We start from the raw sequence: 18,698 nt of genomic DNA, 5'->3' as shown, positions 1-18,698 counted from the left end.
CCTACCCCGTATTCTCGGTGGGTCCTCACGATGACAGCGACCAGGGGAGAGCGTAGCGCGGTGGAGCGACCAGGTTGGGCCCCTGTAGATATCGATTTGACCCGGCCTAGCCCGGCGCGGATTTACGACTACTTCCTCGGCGGCACCCACAACCTCGCCGTCGACCGCGACTTCGCTGACCGGGCCATCGCGGCAGCGCCCGAGCTTCCGTACGGGGCCCGGAGCAACCGGGCCTTCCTGGGCCGCGCCGTCCAGTACCTGACGTCTCACGGCGTGACCCAGTTTCTCGATGTCGGCGCGGGAATCCCGACCCAGGAGCCCACCCACGAGGTGGCGGCGCGGGCCTGCCCGGAGGCGAGGGTGGTCTACGTCGACAACGATCCGGTGGCCGTCGCGCACAGCCGGGCGCTCCTGACCGGTAACGCGCGCAGCGCGGTGCTGCAGGCCGATGTACGCGACCCGAAGGCCATCCTCACCTCCGAGACCGTGAGGTCCACGATCGACTTCTCCCGCCCCGTCGGTCTGTTGTTGCTGGCCGTCCTGCACTTCCTGCCCGATGCCGACGATCCGGGCGGGATCATCGGCACGTTCGCCGAGGCGCTCGCGCCGGGTAGCTACCTGGTGATCTCGCATGTGAGCCCGCAGCCCGGGCTCGACACGGAGCAACTCGAGCAGCACCTGCGGGAGTCCCACACCGCTTTCATGCGTGGCCCGCAGGAGATCGCCCGGCTGTTCGAGGGCTGGGAGTTGGTCGAGCCCGGGCTGGTCCCGCCGTCGCTGTGGCGGCCCGAAGGGGTGCCGGGCGCACAGGCGTACCGGGTGCCGGGCCTGGTCGGAGTGGCTCGGCTGCCGTAGCGGACGGGCTACGGTACGCAACACGTAATCCGGGAAAGCTCATCGGCGTGCTGCTTCGACATGAGGTCCACTCATGAGCGCCATCGAGTTCCGGGTGGCGGCTGGTTCACCTGCCGACGGCGCCCGCGTCGGTGACCTCCCGCTGGGCGAAGGCGCGTGGGTCAGCATGGTCGTACGCGAGGGTCGGCTGCTGCCGCCGAACGCCGACACGGTGCTGCACCCCGGCGACGAGGTGCTGGTACTGGTCGACCCGGAGGAGGAGCCCGCACTCGAGCCGGTCTTCTCTAGGATCTTCGCGACCTAGCCGCTAGGCGGCGGCGTTCCACGTGGCGGCGAACGCGGCGGCCTCGCCGGCCAGCCACTGCTCGATCTGCTCCGGCTTGGTGATCTCGTCGATCCGGTGCACCTCGCCGCGGCGCACGTCGACGACGACCGCTTCGGCGCCCGGCAGCACGTCGTCCATGTGGCGCTGCGTCAGGTGCAAGGTGGCCAGGATGGCCTCGCGGGATGGCCGCTCCTCGTCGAACAGCAGTCGAACCGCCTCGGCGCGGCCGTCGGCGTACCGCAGCCCGAACTGCGGATTGATCTTCACGGGCAGGGGTCCGACGAACGCGATCACCTCGCGCGGGCGGACCAGTTCGCACTGGGAGAGGTCGCCGAGCGACTCCAGATAGGACTTGGTCGCGGGCACCAGGATGCTGTAGAGCGGGCGCCAGCGCTCCTTGACCGCCGTGCGCACCTGGTCGAGGTGGGTGCCGGGGCTGCGGAACCGGATGTCGGCCTTCAGCGCCTTGAGGAGTGAGCTGTGCGGGTTGAAGCCGGAGTGGCTGGCGCGCTGGCGGCGCAGGCCGCCGACGAAGCTCGCCCGTGCCAGCCCGGTCCGGCTGACGTAACGGGCGAAACCGAGCAGGGTCACGTACGGAGTGAGGGTGGGGGTGGTCACGGAACCCCTCCGATCAGGTATTTCGTACATACATTCTAATGAAAATGGGGCCCCCGTGACCACCCTCGACGCTGCTCGGGCTCAGATCTTGAACTGCCCCACCAGCTGCCGCAGCTGCGCCGAGACCCGCGCGAGCTCGTCCGCCGTACGCTGCGACTCCGCCACCCCGCCGGACGTGGTCTGCGCGGCGTTCGCCACGCTGTGGATGTTCTCGGCGATCTGGCCCGATCCGGTGGCCGCCTCGCTCACGTTGCGGCTCATCTCGACCGTGGTCGCCGTCTGCTCCTCCACCGCGGCCGCGATCGTCGTCGAGTGCTCGCTGATCCGGTCGATGATCTCGCTGACCTGACCGATTGCCTCGACGGCGGCCGTGGTGTCCTGCTGGATGCTCTGGACCCGTCGCGAGATGTCCTCGGTCGCCCTGGCGGTCGCCTGTGCGAGGTCCTTCACCTCGCCGGCGACGACGGCGAAGCCCTTGCCCGCTTCACCGGCGCGGGCCGCCTCGATCGTCGCGTTCAGCGCCAGCAGGTTCGTCTGCTCGGCGATCGACGTGATGAGGCGGACGACCTGGCTGATCTCGGCGCTCGACTCGCCGAGCTGCTCGATCGTGCTGGTCGCGCGCTGGGCGCTGTCGACACCGCTCTTGGCCATCTCGGCGGCCTGGGACGCGCTGCCGGAGATGTCGCGGATCGAGGCGTTCATCTCCTCGGTGGCAGCGGCAACGGTCTGTACGTTGTGCGAGACCTGCGCCGCCGTGGCCGCGACGGCATCGGACTGGCTGGCCGTCTCGTCCGCGGCGGAGCCGATCTGACCGGCGACCGCGGTGAGTTCCTGTGCCGCCGAGGCCAGGGTCTCGCTGTCGGAGTTGATGGTGATGAATGAATCGCAGAGTACGTCGAGGGTTCCGTTCAGGCTACGGGCCAGGTCGCCGAGTTCGTCCGTGCTGTCGGCGGACAGTCGCGTCGTCAGGTCCTTGGCGGCGACCCGATTCAGCGCCTCGACGGTGCGGCGCAGTGGCCGGACCACACTGCGGGTCACCAGCACGGCGAGAACGACCATCAGTGCCAGGCAGACCACGGCGGCCACGAGCATCGCGTACCGGCTTTGGCTGGCGGCACGGTCGGCCTCCGCCTTCGCCAGCGTGGTGTCGGCCGACACATCGGCCACGAGCTTGTCGACCGCTTCGATGATCGTGTTCATGTGCTGGAGTGACTCGCCCGCGGCCAGGTCGGCGGCCTCGTTGATGGCGGCCGGCGTGCCCGCCCGGAAGCCCGCGATGATCCGCTGGTCGACGGCCATGAACTGATCGAACGCGGCCTGGGCGGCGTCGGCCGGGGCACGCTCGCCGGCGTCCGTCATCTTGGCGCGGATCCGGTCCAGGTCGCCGCGGAAGGCGCTCGCCGACTCCAGGAACGACTTGCGCTGGCCGGTCGAGTCGTCCGTGGCGTTGGGCACCCCCCGGATCACGTCCAGTGAATACCCGGTCTGCCAGCCGGCGAAGTCGGCGGTGCGAAACTTCGCCATCAGGGCTTCTTTGCGTATGTCCTGCTTCGCGTGTACGCGTTCGTTGGCGGCTGCGACCCGGGACTGTCCCCAGAGCCCGAAGCCGATAGCCACCGCCATCAACACGGCAATCAGTCCGAACGCGGACGCGAGTCGGGTGCCGACGCGAAGATTCTTGAGCAATTGCATTATTTAGGCCCCTAGATGAAGTTTTGCGCCGAGTGCAGAATCCTTATCGTCGAGTGGCCGGGCGAACTGAGAGCTAACCCCGGTGATCGGAGCCACCCCTGGCCAGGTGGCGTTTTGTCGGTGCGCGCGCGGGGTAGCCATGGTTGGTATGGGACGTACCGATACCGCGCTCAAAGCAGTCCAGGGGTATGCCGACAAGGCCAGTGACGAACGGCCCCTGAAGGGGTACGCGATCGCGATGTCGGTCTATGCGGGCGCCGTCGCGACGTTCGCCGGTATCGCCCGGCTTACCGGTAAGCGACTGCCCCAGTGCCCGCGTGCGGCCGACATCGCGCTAATGGCCGTCTCCACGCACAAGCTGTCCCGGCTGCTGACCAAGGACGCGATCACCAGCCCGCTACGCGCGCCGGTGACACGGTTCGAGGGGCCGGCCGGCGAGGCTGAGATCAACGAGAGTCCCCGCGGCACTGGTGCCCAGCATGCCTTCGGTGAGCTGCTGACGTGTCCGTTCTGCAGCGCGGTCTGGGTCGCTACCGGGCTCGCGGCCGGTCTGGTGTTCGCGCCCCAGGCGACCCGATTCGGGATGAGCGTCGCGACCGCGGTCGCGGGCGCCGATTTCCTGCATCTTGGGTACGACGCGGCGAAGCGCCTGGCGAACGGCTGAGGGGCCGGCCGGGTCGGCGCGACGGTCGCCGATGACCCGCGAGGGTGACGAACCTGGTGATTCTTGGGGAATTTGGCATGGTGAATAACAGTGATCTCTCCGAGAGTCCCGTGAGGTTTGCGAATGATCAGCATTGATGACGTGCGCGCCGCCGCTAAGAACATCACGGGAATCGCCGTGCGTACCCCGCTCCTGCCCGCCTGGACGATCGGCCCGGACCTCTGGCTCAAGCCGGAGAGCCTCCAGCCGGTGGGCGCGTTCAAGGTACGCGGAGCGGTCCATGCCCTGATGTCGTTACCCGAGGAAGCGCGGGCGGCCGGCGTCATCACCCACTCCTCCGGTAACCACGGCCAGGCGCTCGCGTACGCGGGCCGGATCGTGGGCTCGCCGGTCGTCGTGGTGATGCCCGAGGGTGCGCCGACCGTCAAGCTCGAGGCGACCCGAGCGCTCGGCGCGGAGATCATCGAGGTCCCACCGGCCGAGCGGGAGAGCCGCACGGCGGAACTGGCCGCCGAGCGGGGGCTGACGATCATCCCGCCGTACGACCACCGCGACATCATCGCCGGCCAGGGCACCGTGGGCCTGGAGATCGCCGAGGACCTGCCCGAGGTCGAAGTGGTACTCGTGCCGGTCGGTGGCGGCGGGCTCGCCTCCGGCGTGGCAACGGCCGTGAAGGCGCTGATCCCGAACGCCGCCGTGATCGGCGTCGAGCCGGCGCTGGCCGGCGACGCGGCGGACAGCCTGGCCCAGGGCGAACTGCGGCCGTGGAGCACCGAGGACCGCTACCGCACCGTGGCCGACGGTCTGCGTACGTCCCTGTCGGAGTTGACCTTCACGCACCTGCGCGAGCGACTCGACGGCATCGTCACCGTCTCCGAGGAGGAGATCCTGACGACGGTGGCGCTGCTCGCCCGCTCGACGCGGCTCGTGGCCGAGCCCAGCGGCGCGGTGACCACCGCCGCGTACCTCCACCACCGCGACGAACTGCCCCCTGGCCGTACGGTCGCGGTGGTCGGCGGTGGCAACATCGACCCGGCGTTGCTGGCCGGCCTGCTCATCGCGGAGGAGTTGGACACCCCGCCGGCTGGCGCGGGGCGGGTGGCTGGCTGACCATTGAATCGTGCTCGGGGTGACCCGTCCGATCGGTGCCCGGCAGCTGCCGATCAACCAGCGACGCATCCTGATCGTCGGGATCAGCGGAGCGGGTAAGACGACGCTCGGACTGCGCCTCGCGGCGATCCTGCGCATCCCGTTCTTCGAAGTGGACTCGCTGTTCTACGGCCCGAACTGGACCAGGCGCGAGGACTTCCCGGCGAAGGTTGCCGAGATCGCCGGTCAGGAGCGCTGGATCGTCGACAGCTTCGGCTACTGCGAGGTCCAGTCGGTCCTCGCGCCGAAGGCGGACCTGATCCTGTGGCTGGACTACTCCAGAGCGCTCGTCATGCGCCGGGTCTTGAGTCGCTCGCTGCGCCGAGCGCTCCGCGGCGAAGTCCGGCGGGACGGCAACGTCGAACGGTTCCGCGACTGGCTGCGCGCGGATTTCCCGGTGCGCTGGGCCTGGCAGCACCACCACGACCGGCGGAGATTCTTCCTGAACTTCCTCCGGGACTACGCCAGCCAGGGGAAGGTGATCCGGCTGAGAACGCCGAGTCAGGCCGAGTGCTGGGTGATCGGTCGGTGACCGACGATTCGCTGCTCGCCGGGCAGATCGCCTACTACCGCCGGCGCGCGGCAGAGTTCGACCTGGCGACCCACGGCGTCGGCGACGAGACCAGCCGGCGGATCGCCGCCGTCGTCGACGCTCTCCGCCCGACCGGGAACGTCCTCGAACTCGCCTGTGGGACGGGGATGTGGACGGCCCGACTGGCGCGCTGGGCCACGACCCTCACAGCGGTCGACGCCGCACCGGAGATGATCGAGCTGGCCCGCGCCCGGACCGGGGACGCCGCGATCCGCTTCCAGGTCGCGGACCTGTTCGACTGGTGCCCGGCGAACCGGTTCGACGTGGTGTTCTTCGCGTTCTGGTTGTCCCACATCCCGCGGGCGAGGTTCGCGGCGTTCTGGGCGCGCATCGCCGAGGCGCTGGCGCCGGGCGGGCGGGCGGTCTTCGTCGACGAGCCGATCCACGGCGGGTCGCGCGAGGTGTTCGTCGGCGACTCCGGAGAGATCGTCGAGCGCCGGTTGGCCGACGGCTCCGCGCACCGCGTGGTCCGGGTGTTCTGGGACCCGCTCGACCTGCAGGAGCACCTCACCGGCCTGGGCTGGCGGGCCCGGGTGCGGACGGTGAGCGAGAAGTGGATGGTCGGTGAGGCGGACCTGCCGGCGGTGCGCCACTAGGTCCGCCTCACCGCATCGGTCAGGAGGACCGGCCGACGAGGTCCAGCATCCAGGCGTTGACGAACGCCTCTTCCTTCCAGGCGTCGTACCGCCCGCTGGGCCCGCCGTGACCCGCGCCCATCTCCGTCTTCAGGAGCACCTTCGCGCCGGGCGCGGTGGCCCGTAGCCGGGCGACCCACTTCGCCGGCTCGTGGTAGAGCACGCGGGTGTCGTTCAAGCTGGTCACCGCCAGGATCGCCGGGTACGGGCGGTCGGCGACGTTCTCGTACGGGCTGTAGGACTTCATGTACTCGTACACCTCGGGGTCGTGGAGCGGGTTGCCCCACTCCTCCCACTCGGTGACCGTGAGCGGCAACGACGGGTCGAGGATCGAGGTGAGCGGGTCGACGAACGGCACCTGCGCCACGATGCCCGCGAAGGACTCCGGCGCCATGTTCGCGACCGCCCCCATCAGCAGGCCGCCGGCCGAGCCGCCGCGCGCGATGACCCGGTCCGCCGCGGTCCAGCCGCTCTTCACCAGGTGCTCGGCGCACGCGACGAAGTCGGTGAACGTGTTCTTCTTGGCGAGCATCTTGCCGTTCTCGTACCAGTGGCGGCCCATCTCGCCGCCGCCCCGGATGTGCGCCACGGCGAACACCACACCACGGTCCACAAGCGACAGCCGGGGAATCGAGAACCACGGGTCCATCGAGTGCTCGTACGAGCCGTACCCGTACAGCAGCAGTGGCGCGGAGCCGTTCCGCGGCGTGTCCCGCAGGCACACCAGGGAGATCGGAACCCGGGTGCCGTCCTCGGCGACCGCCCACTCGCGGTGCTGCTCGTACCGCGCCGGGTCGAACCCGCCGAGCACCTCCTTCTGCTTGCGCAGCGTGAGCTGCCCGGTATCCAGGTCGCAGTCGTAGATCGACTCCGGCGTCACGAGCGAGCCGTAGTGCAGCCGGAAGGTGGCCGTCTCGTACTCGGGGTTGGCGTCCGGGCCGACCGAGTAGAGGGGCTCGGGGAACTCGATGTCGTAGGACGGGCCGCCGTCGAACGGCATCACGCGCAGCCCGGTGAGGCCCTGGCGGCGCAGCGAGATGACCATGTGCCGGGCGAACGCGTCGACCTCCAGCAGCCGGGTACCGGGCTCGTGCTCGATCAGCGGCGTCCAGTCGGCGCCCGGGGTGTCGACCGAGGTGTAGGACAGCGCGAAGTCCTCGGCGCCCCGGTTGTGCAGGATCAGGAACCGGTGGCCGTGGTGCTCGACCGAGTACTCGACGCCCTGCTCGCGCGGTGCGATCACGCGGGGCGGCGACAGCGGCTGGTCGGCCGGGATGACGTGCACCTCACTGGTGACCTTGCTGTGCACGTCGATGATGATGAACTTCTCCGACCGGGTCAGGTCGACGCCGACCCAGAACCGCTCATCGGGCTCCTCGTACACGACCTCGTCCTGCGCCGTCGGCGTCCCGCGCACGTGGCGCCAGACCCGGTAGGGCCGCCACGCCTCGTCCACGGTCAGGTAGAACAACGTCGACCCGTCGGCCGACCAGGCCGAGCCGTAGAACGTGTTCGGGACCTCGTCGGGAAGTACCTCGCCGCTGAGCAGGTCCTTGATCCGCAGCGTGAACCGCTCGTCGCCGTCGAAGTCGGTCGAGTAGGCCAGCCAGCGCCCGTCCGGGCTGACGTCGAAGGTGCCGAGCGCGAAGAACTTCTTGCCTTCGGCGAGTTCGTTGCCGTCGATCAGCGCCTCCTCGCCCGGCAGCGGGGCGCCGTCCTCGGTGGACGGGGGCTCGACCTCGCCGATCGCGACCGCTCGGCGGCAGTGGATGCCGTACTGCTTACCCTCAACCGTGCGGGTGTAGTACCAGAAGCCGCCCTTGCGGGCGGGCACCGACAGGTCGGTCTCCCTGGTACGAAGCTTGATCTCGTCGAACATCGTCTCGCGCAGCGCGCTCAGGTGCCGCGTCGACTCCTCGGTGTACGCGTTCTCGGCCTCGAGGTAGGCGATCGTTTCGGGGTCGTCCTTGTTCTGCAGCCACGCGTACTCATCGACGACGGTGTCACCGTGGTGTACGCGCTCGGAAGGCACTCGCTTGGCGATGGGCGGCTGACTCGTCACGTTCGCCCACGTTACCCGGCCTCCGCTCCGGGGGACGGCAGGAGTCGCCCGTACCGCCTACATTGGCTGGCGAAACTGGAGGGGAGGGGGCGGTGGTGCCACGTCGACGGTGGATCTGGGCGCTCGCGGCCGTGGTGCTGGTCGGGGTCGCCGGGGTGGCCGTGGTGACCGGGGTCCAGCGGTCCCGTCACGGCGAGGTCCACAATGGCGGCACCACGACGGTTGCCGTGGAGCGGAGCCACCGGTTCTCCCTCGCGGTGCCGGACCGGGGCGCGTCCGTGGGAGATCACTGGACCGCCGCGGTCGCGCCGGACGGCGTCGTCACGCTCGTGCGTAGCGAGCAGGCCGCTGGCAACCTGCTCGACCGGTTGATCGGCCCGAACATCGGCGGCGGCGCGGGCACGCGGTACTTCGTCTTCGACGCCCGCCGGCCCGGGTCGGCCACGATCACCCTGCACAACTGCTTTCAGGGCTGCGGAGACGACCGTACGCGGAGCGAATCGCGCGACGTCACCTGGACGGTGACGGTCCGTTAGGGCGCTCTACCGTTCGGCGACGTAACTGCCCCGGTGCGGAACGGTGAAGATCAGGCCTTCCTCACGGAGGATCTCGACCACGCGACGCACGGTGTCCCGACCAACGCCGTACTCCTGCTGCAACGTCTTCTCTGACGGAATAAGGCGCCCCGGGGGAAACTCGCCCGACTCGATGCGCTTCTTCATGATCGCGACGAGTTGCTGATACACGGGCACGTAGCTGCCGTGATCGACCTGATCCACGCGAACGACGCTAGGGGTCCACCGACGTCGCCCCACGTCGACCACATCGACCAACGTTGCCCAACAAGACACAACAAGCGTAACGTTGCCGTCACCCGAAATGGCGAGAGCCGATCAGCGACTGGACCGCCGATCGGCTCTCTTGATCGGACACTGGAGGTCCGACCCATGACCAGTATGAAGGCACGTCACTACGCACCCGTGGCTCCGCTGGAGACAGAGCCGCTCGGTTCGTACACCGAGCCCGAGCAGCGCGAAGAAGCGCTCCGGGACGCGTTGCGAGGCGTGGAGCTCGGCACCTACGACCAGCGGATGATCGACTGGGCGGTCAAGCGGTTCGACAACTCTGCGCTGCGCGTGTTCGTCAGTTGGTTGGAGCGCGTGCGCACAGCCGGGGTTGTCAGCGTCGTGGACGCCAACAAGGGCAACCGAGGACGGTTCGGGCGGTGACCGCGCATCAGCCGATGTCCGGGACCTGGTTGTGTGTCGGCTGCTCGTTGCCCTGGCCGTGCCCGAGCCGGCGCCGGCAACTGCTGGCCCAGTACACCGATGCGCCGGTCAGCCTGGCCCTCGTCCTGGGGTCGGCAATGATCGAAGCAGCCGCCGACCTTCGAAGTGTTCCGGCCGGTGACCTGCACGAGCAGTTCGTGGGGTGGCTTCCTCATGATCACCCGGACTTTGTGGGCCCATAGCACCGCAAAGTCCGGGTGATCATGAGAGTGCCCCGTTAGGCACTGACGGGTGCCGTCGAGACGCCGGGAGCAGTAGTTCCTGGAAGTGGACCCGGCAGCCTTCCGGACGGCGGGTGGGCCGGTTTCGCGCTGTCTGGACTGTCACGCGCTGTGGCGGATCAACAAGTCCCGTAGGGTGCTCGGATCCAGCACGTTCGTGTCGTACGAGACGACGAACGCCACGGTCAGACGAGCCCCAGATCCTGGGTGAACGAGCAGTCGATGCGGAGCGGGCGGGGGACGTTCAGCATGTCCGCCGCCTGCTGGGTCGTCAGTTCGGCGCGGGCCGGCACGACGGATACCCCTTCAGTTCGGCACTTTCCATGGATCCAGCAGCGGGAAGCTGAGGGTGGGGAAGTGGGCCCAGGCGCCGTCGAAGCTGACCGCTCGGGCGCCGAGGCGCTGGGCCACGGCGAGTGTCAGCCCGTCGCCCAGCGACAACGATCCCTGGCGCTCACCGCGCGTGGTCTTCCACCGGGCTGGACGTGCTCGCGACTCGGTGATCACGGCACCGGCCCACTCCGCGTCCTCCTCGGTAATCGGCTCGACGCACAGTTCCTGCGCGAGCAGTTCGGCGCGCAGGGCCGCTGGCTCGGCCTGGTTGCCGCGCTCGCGGGCGACGTAGATCGTCTCGGCCAGTACGGAGGCCGCCATGACGCACTCGGCGGGGGAGTCGAACAGCCGCTGGATGCGCCGCCCCTGGTCTTGGGCTTGCAACACCCAGGCCAGCAGCGGGTTAGCGTCGAAGACCAGGACGGGCCAGGTCGCGGGCGCTCACGCGGCGGGAAAAAGCGATGCGAGGACCTTGTCCTCTTCGGCATCGGTCGGGCCGGCGTCGAGCGGGCGATCGTCCCGGTCGGTGCCGCGGTCGTCAGCCTCGCGGGCGGCCCGGATCGCCTCGCCGGCGTCGAGGGCGTCGCCGCCGGTGTTGCGCGCCCACACCGCCTCGGCAAGGGATCGCGCGGTCACCAGTCGGACTCCGTCCTCGTCGAGGAGGAACTGCACGCGGTCGCCGGGTTGTAGGCCCAACCGGTGCCGGATGTCGGCGGGGATGGAGATGCGACCCTCTGCTGACACCTTGCTCTCCAGGATCTTCGACACTTTGCTCCCTGCTAGTTGATGATTTCTCCATCGCGATGTGGGACAGCGACACAACGTCATCAGCGCGGTGGGACGGCGTGCTGACGCACGCCCAGGACCACGGCGATGGCCTCCAGCCAGCGGGCGAACTCCTCGTCAGCTTCCTCGCCGGGCACAGCCTCCGCGCCGGCCACCGGGGTCGCCGCCGTCAGCCACTCCCGGGCCAGGGCGGTGCGCTCGGCGCCGGGCAGCGGCTCGGGTAGCTGGGCGGCGTACCCGATCCCGCCCCGCCGGACCACTTCGGCGAGGAACGCCAGCGACCGGGGCCGCACACCCGCCCGGTCGGCCGCGATGGCGGCTGCGATCCGCCCGTCGCCGAACAGTTCGGTGTTGGCGGGGCCGCCGGCGGCCAACCCGTCGCGGAGCAGCGCGGGCACGTCGAGGTCGGCTAGCTCCCGGTCGGTACGACCGATACCTGGAATCGGCACCGCAGCCTCCTAACGCCGGGGCACGTTGACGGCGTGCACACTCGCGGGAACCCCGTCCCCGACGACGTTCATGTGGTTGTTGACGAAGTCGTCCTCGCTCACCCAGACCGTGTACCCCCAGGGGTTGTACACCTCGAGCATGCCGTCCTGGTGACCCACGATCGCCATTTCGTGGCCGCCGTGGCCGTCCTGCACGGTGAACGTGACCGGCAGCCCCTGGTCGACGGCCTTCTCCACCTCGGGCAGGACGTTCCGGCGATCGCCGGTCGAGTCGACCGTCACCTTGTCGTAACGCGCGCCGGTGTGCGGGGCCACCTGCTCGTTGGCGACGTCGCGCGCCTGTCCCTCGGTCATGCCGTCCGTGCCGAACAGGTCCTGCAACCAGTTGCGGCCTCCGTCGTACACGTCATGCTGCTCGTCGTGCAGCCGGCGGGCGAAGGCGTCGCCGCTGTCGAAGGACGGGTCGTCGGGGTAGCCGCCGGTGGTCAACTGCAACGCGTACAGCGGATCGACCTTGGCCCGGGCCATCACGGTCGACATGGCCACACAGGTGGGGGCCGAGCCCTGGGTCCATTCTCGCCCGCCGAACTCGACCGGGCGGCGGCTGTGGGCCGGGTCGGGTCCGGCGGCCTCGGTGATCGGGGTCAGGTGCTGCTGTAGCCACACCTGGTCATCGCCATGGGCATGGATCTTGTGGTCGAAGGCGTCGATCTCCGCGACGCCGTAACCTGCGGCGAGCGCCTGCAGCAGGTAGGCCTGCTCCTGCGTCGACCGGCACTGGCCGAGCAGCCAGGCGAAGTGCTTCTGGTCGTCGGCGCGCAGGCGGTCGAGGTTGGCGGAGGCGCGGCCGGACGCGTCGGCGGTCAGGATCAGGTTGGCGTCGTGCGCGCCGGGGCCTGAGGTGGCGGCGTCCGCGATGACGAGCTTGTCGAGCGCGGTGATCGCTTTGCTGGTGATCCGTCCGGACCTGGCCCTGCTCGCCAGCTCGGCGAAGGTGCGTGACGCGACGTGGCTGGCGGCTTCGACCGTTCGGGCGCACCGTACGAGGACGGCGATGCCGGCCATCGCCTCGTGGTGCGCCTCCTTCATGACCGCGCCGTCGTAGCCGAACAACTGGTCGATCGTCGAGAGCAGGTGCGCCGCGTGCTCCAGCCGGGCGTGCCCGGTGGGATGCAGCTCGCGGGCGCTCTCGATCGCGTCGGCGTACGCGCGCAGGGCCCGGTCGCCCTCGTCGAACGTGTCCACCATGCGGCGCATCTGGTTGTCGATGGCGGTGGCGGCGACGGTGGCGCTGGTGGCCGCGGTGCCGGTCCAGGCCTGCGGCAGCGGGCCGGTCACGTACGCGCGGAGGCCGTTGCCCTCCTCCTCGCCTAACCGGCTGAGCTCCCGAAGCAGGGCCGCGTGCTGCATGATCTTGTCGGGGTGGCCCTTCGGCGGCGGCTCGCGCAGCGCCCGTTGCACAGCGTCACGTAGCGCGGGGTAGCCGGCGAACCCGTACGCTGATTTGATCTCTTTCTCAAGCGACTCAAGCCGCTCCAGCGTCGTGTGCCCCATTCACCGGCCGCCGAACCGCTGCACCGCGTGGCCGTCGCTGTGCCCGTAGCCGTCGAGCGACTCAGTGATCGCGGCGCTGAACTGGTAGGCGGCCTCCTCGGTCACCTTCACCTCGGCCCGCCACCGCTGCATGAAGTCGCGAAAGGCGCCGAACACGCCATACTCCCCGAAGCTCTGCTCGCTGGCGTACTGAAGCTCGTCGCCCATCGCGCGGTGCGCGCGATGACAGAAGTGGGCGGCGGAGCCGGCGGCGCCGGCGACGTGCTGGAGCACGTCGGGGTCGACGCGGAACGACGGCTGGGTCACGAGTCCTCCCCAGGGCTGGCGTAACGCTCGAAGTCTATGGAGCGAACGCCAATCCCGGGGACCCCGAAATCAAGACCTGTGGATAACTTCCCCGGTCAGGTGCGGCTTGCCGGACTTCGCGCCGTGCAGCCCGAACCGCCAGTGCTCGGAGCCGGCCTGCGTCGCGGTGAACGTCACGGTCGACGGCAGCGGTACCGGCAGCTTGAACGCCACGTCGACGGCGTACGCGGCCGGCAGCCGGCCCTCCAGCGCGGCCAGGCAGCGCGCCTTGCTCCACATGCCGTGCGCGATCGGGGTGGGGAAGCCCAGCAGGCGCGCCCCCACCCGGGAGGTGTGTATCGGGTTGTGGTCGCCGGAGACGTCGGCGTAGTCCGTACCCACCCGCGGGGTGACTCGCCAGAGCGCACCGCCCTCCGGCGGCGGGGTCGGCTCCGGGCGCCGATCGCTGCCGCCCGACTTCCTCTCCCGGCGCAGGTACACCGACCGCCCGGTCCACACCGTCTCGCCGTCGACCAGCGCCTCGGCGACGAGGTCGACCTGCCGGCCACGTTCGTGCTCCCGCAGGTCCTCGGCGTGGACGCGAAGCTCGAAGCGGTCGTCGGCGGTGAGCGGCCGGTGCACCTCGATGCGGTTGGCGACGTGGACCAGGCCGACGAGTGCCAACGGGAAGTCCGGGCGGGCCATCAGCGCCACGGCTAGCGGGAACGCCAGGATGTGCGGGTACGTGGCGGGCAGTTCGTCGGTCAGGCGGAATCCGCACACCCGGTCGTACCGGGCAAGGTGCTCCCGGTCGACGGCGACCTCGCGTACGCGCATCTCCGTGTCGGGCAGGGCGCCGGACGGGCCGCCCCCGCCCAGGGCCTTGCGCCGGACGGCGGTCAGCGCCGCGCTGCGGTAGAGCGGCCCGAGCCGCGGGGGTGCGGCGAGCTCCTCGACGGCCATGCTCACGCCCCCAGCAGGCTCTGGCCGCAGACCCGGACCACGTTGCCGGTCAGGCCGGCCGAGCCGGGGCTGGCGAACCAGGCGATCGTCTCCGCGACGTCGACCGGCAGCCCGCCCTGCGACATGCTGTTCATCCGCCGGCCCGCCTCGCGGATCATGAGCGGCATCGCGGCGGTCATGCGGGTCTCGATGAAGCCGGGCGCGACGGCGTTGATGGTGATGCCCTTGTCGGCGAGGGCCGGCGCGTACGACTGCACCAGGCCGATCACGCCGGCCTTGGAGGCGGCGTAGTTGGTCTGGCCGCGGTTGCCGGCGATGCCGGCCATCGACGACACGGTCACGATCCGGCCGCCGGCCGGCAGCAGGTCGGCCGCGAGCACAGCGTCGTTGACCCGCTCCTGGCTGGACAGGTTGATGTCCAGGACGCTGTTCCAGCGGTCTTCGGACATCCGGGCGAGCGTCTTGTCCCGGGTGATGCCGGCGTTGTGGACCAGGATGTCGAGCCGACCGTGCCGCTCCTTGACGTGGTCGACCAGTCGCTGCGGCGCGTCCGCGGCCGTGAGGTCGAGTTGGAGCGCGCTGCCGTGCACGTCGTTGGCGACCTTCGACAGCGGCTCGCCGGCGGCCGGGACGTCCAGGCAGATGACGTGGGCGCCGTCCCGAGCCAGGACATGGGCGATCGCCTCGCCGATGCCGCGGGCGGCGCCGGTGACCAGGGCGACCTTGCCTTCGAGGGGCAAGGTCGCGTCCTTCGGCTGGCTGGCCGGCGCCCGCCCGACCCGGACGACCTGGCCCGACACGTACGCCGACTTCGCCGACAGCAGGAACCGCAGGGTCGACTCAACGCCGTCCTCGGCGCCGGGCGCGACGTACCCGAGTTGGGCGGTGGTGCCCCGGCCGAACTCCTTGCCGACGGAGCGCACGAACCCTTCGAGGGCCCGCTGCGCGGTGGCTTCCCGCGGGCTGGCGCAGTCTTCCGGAGCGGTGCCGAGCACGATGACCCGCCCGCACGGGCGAAGCGACCGGGCGACCGGGTGGAAGAAGTCGTAGAGGGCGCGCAGCCCGGTCGAGTCGGTGATGCCGGTCGCGTCGAAGACCAGTCCCGCGTACGGGCCTTCGGCGGCGTCAGTATTGACGCCGTTCGCCTGGAGCAGCTTGCGTACGGGCTCGGCGAGCCGGCCCGCGCCGCCGACCAGCACATTGCCCTCGATGTCCGGGTCGCCGGGCCGGTACCTGCGCAGCCGCACCGGCTCGGGCAGGCCGAGTCGCTTGACCACGGCCTTTCCGGCGGGGGTGTTGGCGAAGCTGGTGTAGCGATCGGACATGTCTGCCGCTCCTCCCTGACTTCTTACTCTGCCGTAATCTTACTCACGAGTAAGGTTCGTTGGTAAGGTGGCATTCATGCAGTCAGCTCCTCGCCGTGTGGCGATCCTCGGTGGCAATCGGATCCCCTTTGCCCGCTCCAACGGGCCTTACGCCCGCGCCTCCAACCAGGACATGCTGACCGCCGCGCTGGACGGCCTCGTCGCCCGGTTCGGCCTGGCCGGCGAGCGTCTCGGCGAGGTGGCGGCCGGCGCCGTGCTCAAGCACAGCCGGGACTTCAACCTGACCCGCGAGTGCGTCCTCGGCTCGCGTCTCGACCCGCACACCCCCGCGTACGACGTGCAGCAGGCCTGCGGCACCGGCCTGGAGGCGGTGACCCTGGTCGCCAACAAGATCGCGCTGGGCCAGATCGACGCCGGCATCGCGGGCGGGGTCGACACCACCTCCGACGCTCCGCTCGGCGTCAACGAGGACATGCGCCAGGCGCTGCTGGAACTCAACCGCGCCCGCTCCCTCGGTGACCGGCTCAAGGCCATCGCCAAGCTGCGGCCGACCCAGCTCGTCCCCGACGTCCCGCGCAACGGCGAGCCGCGGACCGGGCTGTCCATGGGCGAGCACGCGGCGATCACCGCGAAGGAGTGGGGGATCGGCCGCGAGGAGCAGGACGAGGTGGCGCTGCTGTCGCACCAGCGCCTGGCGGCCGCGTACGACCGGGGCTTCTTCGACGACCTGCTCACCCCGTACCTGGGGCTGAACCGCGACCAGAACCTCCGGCCGGACACGACCCTGGAGAAGCTCGGCTCGTTGAAGCCGGCCTTCGGTAAGGGTGAGGGTGCGACGATGACGGCGGGTAACTCCACGCCGCTGTCCGACGGCGCCGCCGTGGTGCTGCTGGCGAGCGAGGAGTGGGCCGCCGCGCACCACCTTCCGGTGCTGGCCTACTTCGAGACGGCGGAGACCGCTGCGGTCGACTTCGTACACGGCGGGGAGGGCCTGCTGATGGCCCCGACGTACGCGGTGCCGCGGATGCTCGCGCGGGCCGGGCTGTCCCTGGGCGACTTCGACTTCTACGAGATCCACGAGGCCTTCGCGTCGCAGCTGCTGGCCACGCTCAAGGCGTGGGAGGACCCGGCGTACTGCAAGGGCAAGCTCGGCCTGGACGCGCCGCTCGGCTCGATCGACCGCGCTCGGCTGAACATCGCCGGCTCCTCGCTGGCCGCCGGCCACCCGTTCGCCGCGACCGGCGGCCGGATCGTCGCCACCCTCGCCAAGCTGCTGCACGAGAAGGGGTCGGGTCGCGGACTGATCTCGATCTGCGCAGCCGGCGGCCAGGGCGTCACGGCGATCCTGTCGGCGAAATAGAGCCTGTGGTCGACGACGAGATCCGGATAGCCCAGTGCCGGTATCACTACGGGTAGGGGCCGGCGAACTGCTGCTGGAATAATGTCCGGGTGACGCACAAGCCCCTGGTCCCCGATGTCCTGGCCACCCGCTACGCCTCGCCCGAGCTGGTCGCCCTCTGGTCTCCCGAGGAGAAGATCCGCGCGGAGCGCCGCCTCTGGCTCGCTGTCCTGCGTGCGCAGCGCGACCTCGACGTCGACGTTCCGGACGGCGTGATCGAGGCGTACGAGCGGGTCGTCGACGACGTCGACCTCGCGTCGATCGCCGAGCGCGAGCGGGTCACCCGGCACGACGTGAAGGCGCGCATCGAGGAGTTCTCGGCCCTCGCCGGGCACGAGCACATCCACAAGGGCATGACCTCCCGCGACCTGACCGAGAACGTCGAGCAGATGCAGATCCGGGCGTCGCTCGAGCTCGTACGCGACCGGATGGTCGCCGCCCTCGGCCGTCTCGCGCGCCTCGCCCTTGAACACGAGGACCTCGTCATGGCCGGCCGTTCGCACAACGTGCCCGCCCAGGCCACGACGCTGGGCAAGCGCTTCGCCAGTGCGGCCGAGGAGCTGCTGATCGCGTACGAGCGCGTGGACGAGCTGATCGACCGGTACCCGCTGCGCGGCATCAAGGGCCCGGTCGGCACCGCAGCCGACCAGCTCGACCTCTTCGAGGGCGACGCGAAGAAGCTCAACGAGCTGGAACGGCGGGTGGCCGAGCACCTCGGCTTCCAGCGCGTACTGCACAGCGTCGGCCAGGTCTACCCGCGCTCGCTCGACTTCGACGTCCTGTCGGCGCTCGCCCAGGCGGTGGCCGGCCCCTCCAGCCTGGCCACGACGATCCGGCTGATGGTGGGGCAGGAGCTGGCGACCGAGGGCTTCAAGCCCGGCCAGGTCGGCTCGAGCGCCATGCCGCACAAGATGAACACCCGCTCGTCGGAGCGGATCAACGGGCTGGCCGTGGTCGTGCGGGGCTACCTGCACATGGTCGGCGAGCTGGCCGGCGACCAGTGGAACGAGGGCGACGTCTCCTGCTCGGTCGTCCGCCGGGTCGCCCTGCCGGACGCGTTCTTCGCCGTCGACGGGCTGTTCCAGACGCTGCTGACGGTGCTGGACGAGTTCGGCGCGTACCCGGCTGTGATCAGCCGCGAGCTCGACCGGTACCTGCCGTTCCTCGCGACGACCAAGGTGCTCGTGGCCGCGGTCCGCAAGGGCGTCGGGCGCGAGACGGCCCACGAGGCGATCAAGGAGCACGCCGTCGGGGTCGCCCTCGCGATGCGCGAGAAGGGCCTGGCCGAGAACGACCTGTACGAGCGGCTGGCCGGCGACTCGCGGCTGCGCCTGTCGCGTACGGAGATCGACACCCTGGTCGCCGATCCGACCGCGTTCACCGGAGCGGCCTCCGCGCAGGTCCAGGCCGTCGCCGACCGGGTCGGCGAGGTCGTCGCCCGGCGCCCGGAGGCCGCCGCGTACGCGCCCGCGCCGATCCTCTAACCCCTTTCTGGCAGATCT

22 protein-coding genes are annotated in these 18,698 nt (G+C 70.1%); 11 read left to right on the top strand and 11 right to left on the bottom strand.

The features are described 5' to 3' along the window. The first annotated feature begins 30 nt into the window (after window positions 1–30). Both HC028_RS21680 and HC028_RS21675 read left to right on the top strand, forming a co-directional pair. Window positions 31–855, top strand: coding sequence for an SAM-dependent methyltransferase (locus HC028_RS21680; RefSeq protein ID WP_275408271.1), 825 nt, complete (start codon window positions 31–33; stop codon window positions 853–855). A 73-nt stretch (window positions 856–928) separates the two neighbouring features. After that, window positions 929–1,159, top strand: coding sequence for a TrkA C-terminal domain-containing protein (locus HC028_RS21675; RefSeq protein ID WP_168079226.1), 231 nt, complete (start codon window positions 929–931; stop codon window positions 1,157–1,159). Between the two features lie 3 nt (window positions 1,160–1,162). Here HC028_RS21675 and HC028_RS21670 read toward each other — a convergent pair whose 3' ends face one another. Continuing rightward, on the bottom strand, window positions 1,163–1,798 hold the full coding sequence (locus tag HC028_RS21670) for a hypothetical protein (RefSeq protein WP_373313995.1): 636 nt from the start codon (window positions 1,796–1,798) through the stop codon (window positions 1,163–1,165). An 81-nt stretch (window positions 1,799–1,879) separates the two neighbouring features. Further along, window positions 1,880–3,490: a methyl-accepting chemotaxis protein gene (locus tag HC028_RS21665; RefSeq protein ID WP_168079224.1), complete on the bottom strand. Its 1,611-nt coding sequence runs from the start codon at window positions 3,488–3,490 to the stop codon at window positions 1,880–1,882. A gap of 148 nt (window positions 3,491–3,638) precedes the next feature. On the opposite strand from HC028_RS21665, the gene HC028_RS21660 reads away from it, so the two are divergent. The 4 genes from HC028_RS21660 (at window position 3,639) to HC028_RS21645 (ending at window position 6,491) form a co-directional block, all read left to right on the top strand. Further along, the gene (locus tag HC028_RS21660; RefSeq protein WP_168079223.1) at window positions 3,639–4,154 is read left to right on the top strand and encodes a DUF1360 domain-containing protein; all 516 of its coding nucleotides are present in this window, start codon (window positions 3,639–3,641) and stop codon (window positions 4,152–4,154) included. A gap of 117 nt (window positions 4,155–4,271) precedes the next feature. Next, window positions 4,272–5,264: a threonine ammonia-lyase gene (locus HC028_RS21655; protein WP_168079222.1), complete on the top strand. Its 993-nt coding sequence runs from the start codon at window positions 4,272–4,274 to the stop codon at window positions 5,262–5,264. Between the two features lie 19 nt (window positions 5,265–5,283). Beyond that, window positions 5,284–5,835, top strand: a complete 552-nt coding sequence (locus tag HC028_RS21650) for a P-loop NTPase family protein (RefSeq protein WP_168079221.1) — start codon at window positions 5,284–5,286, stop codon at window positions 5,833–5,835. Then, window positions 5,832–6,491, top strand: a complete 660-nt coding sequence (locus HC028_RS21645) for a class I SAM-dependent methyltransferase (RefSeq protein ID WP_168079220.1) — start codon at window positions 5,832–5,834, stop codon at window positions 6,489–6,491. Before HC028_RS21650 ends, HC028_RS21645 begins: the two co-directional genes overlap by 4 nt. A gap of 19 nt (window positions 6,492–6,510) precedes the next feature. Here the strand turns inward: HC028_RS21645 and HC028_RS21640 are convergent, their stop codons facing one another. Further along, window positions 6,511–8,592 carry a S9 family peptidase gene (locus HC028_RS21640; protein ID WP_168079219.1) on the bottom strand — a complete coding sequence of 694 codons (2,082 nt, stop codon included), beginning with the start codon at window positions 8,590–8,592 and terminating at the stop codon, window positions 6,511–6,513. A gap of 92 nt (window positions 8,593–8,684) precedes the next feature. Between HC028_RS21640 and HC028_RS21635 the strand changes: the two genes are divergently transcribed. Beyond that, window positions 8,685–9,128 carry a protease inhibitor I42 family protein gene (locus tag HC028_RS21635; protein ID WP_168079218.1) on the top strand — a complete coding sequence of 148 codons (444 nt, stop codon included), beginning with the start codon at window positions 8,685–8,687 and terminating at the stop codon, window positions 9,126–9,128. 6 nt (window positions 9,129–9,134) lie between these two features. Here HC028_RS21635 and HC028_RS21630 read toward each other — a convergent pair whose 3' ends face one another. Beyond that, window positions 9,135–9,371, bottom strand: coding sequence for a GntR family transcriptional regulator (locus tag HC028_RS21630; protein WP_168079217.1), 237 nt, complete (start codon window positions 9,369–9,371; stop codon window positions 9,135–9,137). Between the two features lie 168 nt (window positions 9,372–9,539). On the opposite strand from HC028_RS21630, the gene HC028_RS21625 reads away from it, so the two are divergent. Both HC028_RS21625 and HC028_RS21620 read left to right on the top strand, forming a co-directional pair. Continuing rightward, complete coding sequence (locus tag HC028_RS21625) at window positions 9,540–9,821, top strand: hypothetical protein (RefSeq protein ID WP_168079216.1); 282 nt, start codon at window positions 9,540–9,542, stop codon at window positions 9,819–9,821. Next, window positions 9,818–10,063, top strand: coding sequence for a hypothetical protein (locus HC028_RS21620; RefSeq protein ID WP_168079215.1), 246 nt, complete (start codon window positions 9,818–9,820; stop codon window positions 10,061–10,063). Before HC028_RS21625 ends, HC028_RS21620 begins: the two co-directional genes overlap by 4 nt. Before the next feature lie 345 nt (window positions 10,064–10,408). On the opposite strand, the gene HC028_RS21610 is transcribed toward HC028_RS21620, so the two are convergent. The 7 genes from HC028_RS21610 to HC028_RS21580 all read right to left on the bottom strand — a co-directional run bounded on the left by HC028_RS21610 (window position 10,409) and on the right by HC028_RS21580 (window position 15,797). Next, a complete protein-coding gene (locus HC028_RS21610; RefSeq protein WP_275408272.1) occupies window positions 10,409–10,855 on the bottom strand; it encodes a PIN domain-containing protein in 447 nt (148 codons plus the stop codon). A gap of 21 nt (window positions 10,856–10,876) precedes the next feature. Next, window positions 10,877–11,203 carry an AbrB/MazE/SpoVT family DNA-binding domain-containing protein gene (locus tag HC028_RS21605; protein WP_168079213.1) on the bottom strand — a complete coding sequence of 109 codons (327 nt, stop codon included), beginning with the start codon at window positions 11,201–11,203 and terminating at the stop codon, window positions 10,877–10,879. Between the two features lie 59 nt (window positions 11,204–11,262). Continuing rightward, the gene (locus HC028_RS21600) at window positions 11,263–11,670 is read right to left on the bottom strand and encodes a hypothetical protein (RefSeq protein WP_168079212.1); all 408 of its coding nucleotides are present in this window, start codon (window positions 11,668–11,670) and stop codon (window positions 11,263–11,265) included. A gap of 9 nt (window positions 11,671–11,679) precedes the next feature. Then, window positions 11,680–13,224: a cysteine peptidase family C39 domain-containing protein gene (locus HC028_RS21595; protein ID WP_168079211.1), complete on the bottom strand. Its 1,545-nt coding sequence runs from the start codon at window positions 13,222–13,224 to the stop codon at window positions 11,680–11,682. Then, window positions 13,225–13,530 carry a hypothetical protein gene (locus HC028_RS21590; RefSeq protein ID WP_168079210.1) on the bottom strand — a complete coding sequence of 102 codons (306 nt, stop codon included), beginning with the start codon at window positions 13,528–13,530 and terminating at the stop codon, window positions 13,225–13,227. It lies immediately after the preceding gene. 69 nt (window positions 13,531–13,599) lie between these two features. Continuing rightward, complete coding sequence (locus tag HC028_RS21585) at window positions 13,600–14,472, bottom strand: MaoC/PaaZ C-terminal domain-containing protein (RefSeq protein ID WP_168079209.1); 873 nt, start codon at window positions 14,470–14,472, stop codon at window positions 13,600–13,602. A 2-nt stretch (window positions 14,473–14,474) separates the two neighbouring features. After that, a complete protein-coding gene (locus HC028_RS21580) occupies window positions 14,475–15,797 on the bottom strand; it encodes a 3-oxoacyl-ACP reductase (protein WP_168079208.1) in 1,323 nt (440 codons plus the stop codon). Between the two features lie 76 nt (window positions 15,798–15,873). On the opposite strand from HC028_RS21580, the gene HC028_RS21575 reads away from it, so the two are divergent. After that, window positions 15,874–17,157: an acetyl-CoA C-acetyltransferase gene (locus HC028_RS21575; RefSeq protein ID WP_168079207.1), complete on the top strand. Its 1,284-nt coding sequence runs from the start codon at window positions 15,874–15,876 to the stop codon at window positions 17,155–17,157. 89 nt (window positions 17,158–17,246) lie between these two features. Further along, window positions 17,247–18,680 carry an adenylosuccinate lyase gene (gene purB, locus HC028_RS21570; RefSeq protein ID WP_203981477.1) on the top strand — a complete coding sequence of 478 codons (1,434 nt, stop codon included), beginning with the start codon at window positions 17,247–17,249 and terminating at the stop codon, window positions 18,678–18,680. Window positions 18,681–18,698: the final 18 nt, after the last annotated feature.

This window comes from Planosporangium flavigriseum (assembly GCF_011947225.1).
Lineage (GTDB): Bacteria > Actinomycetota > Actinomycetes > Mycobacteriales > Micromonosporaceae > Planosporangium > Planosporangium flavigriseum.
This window is presented reverse-complemented; position numbering and strand designations above follow the sequence as displayed.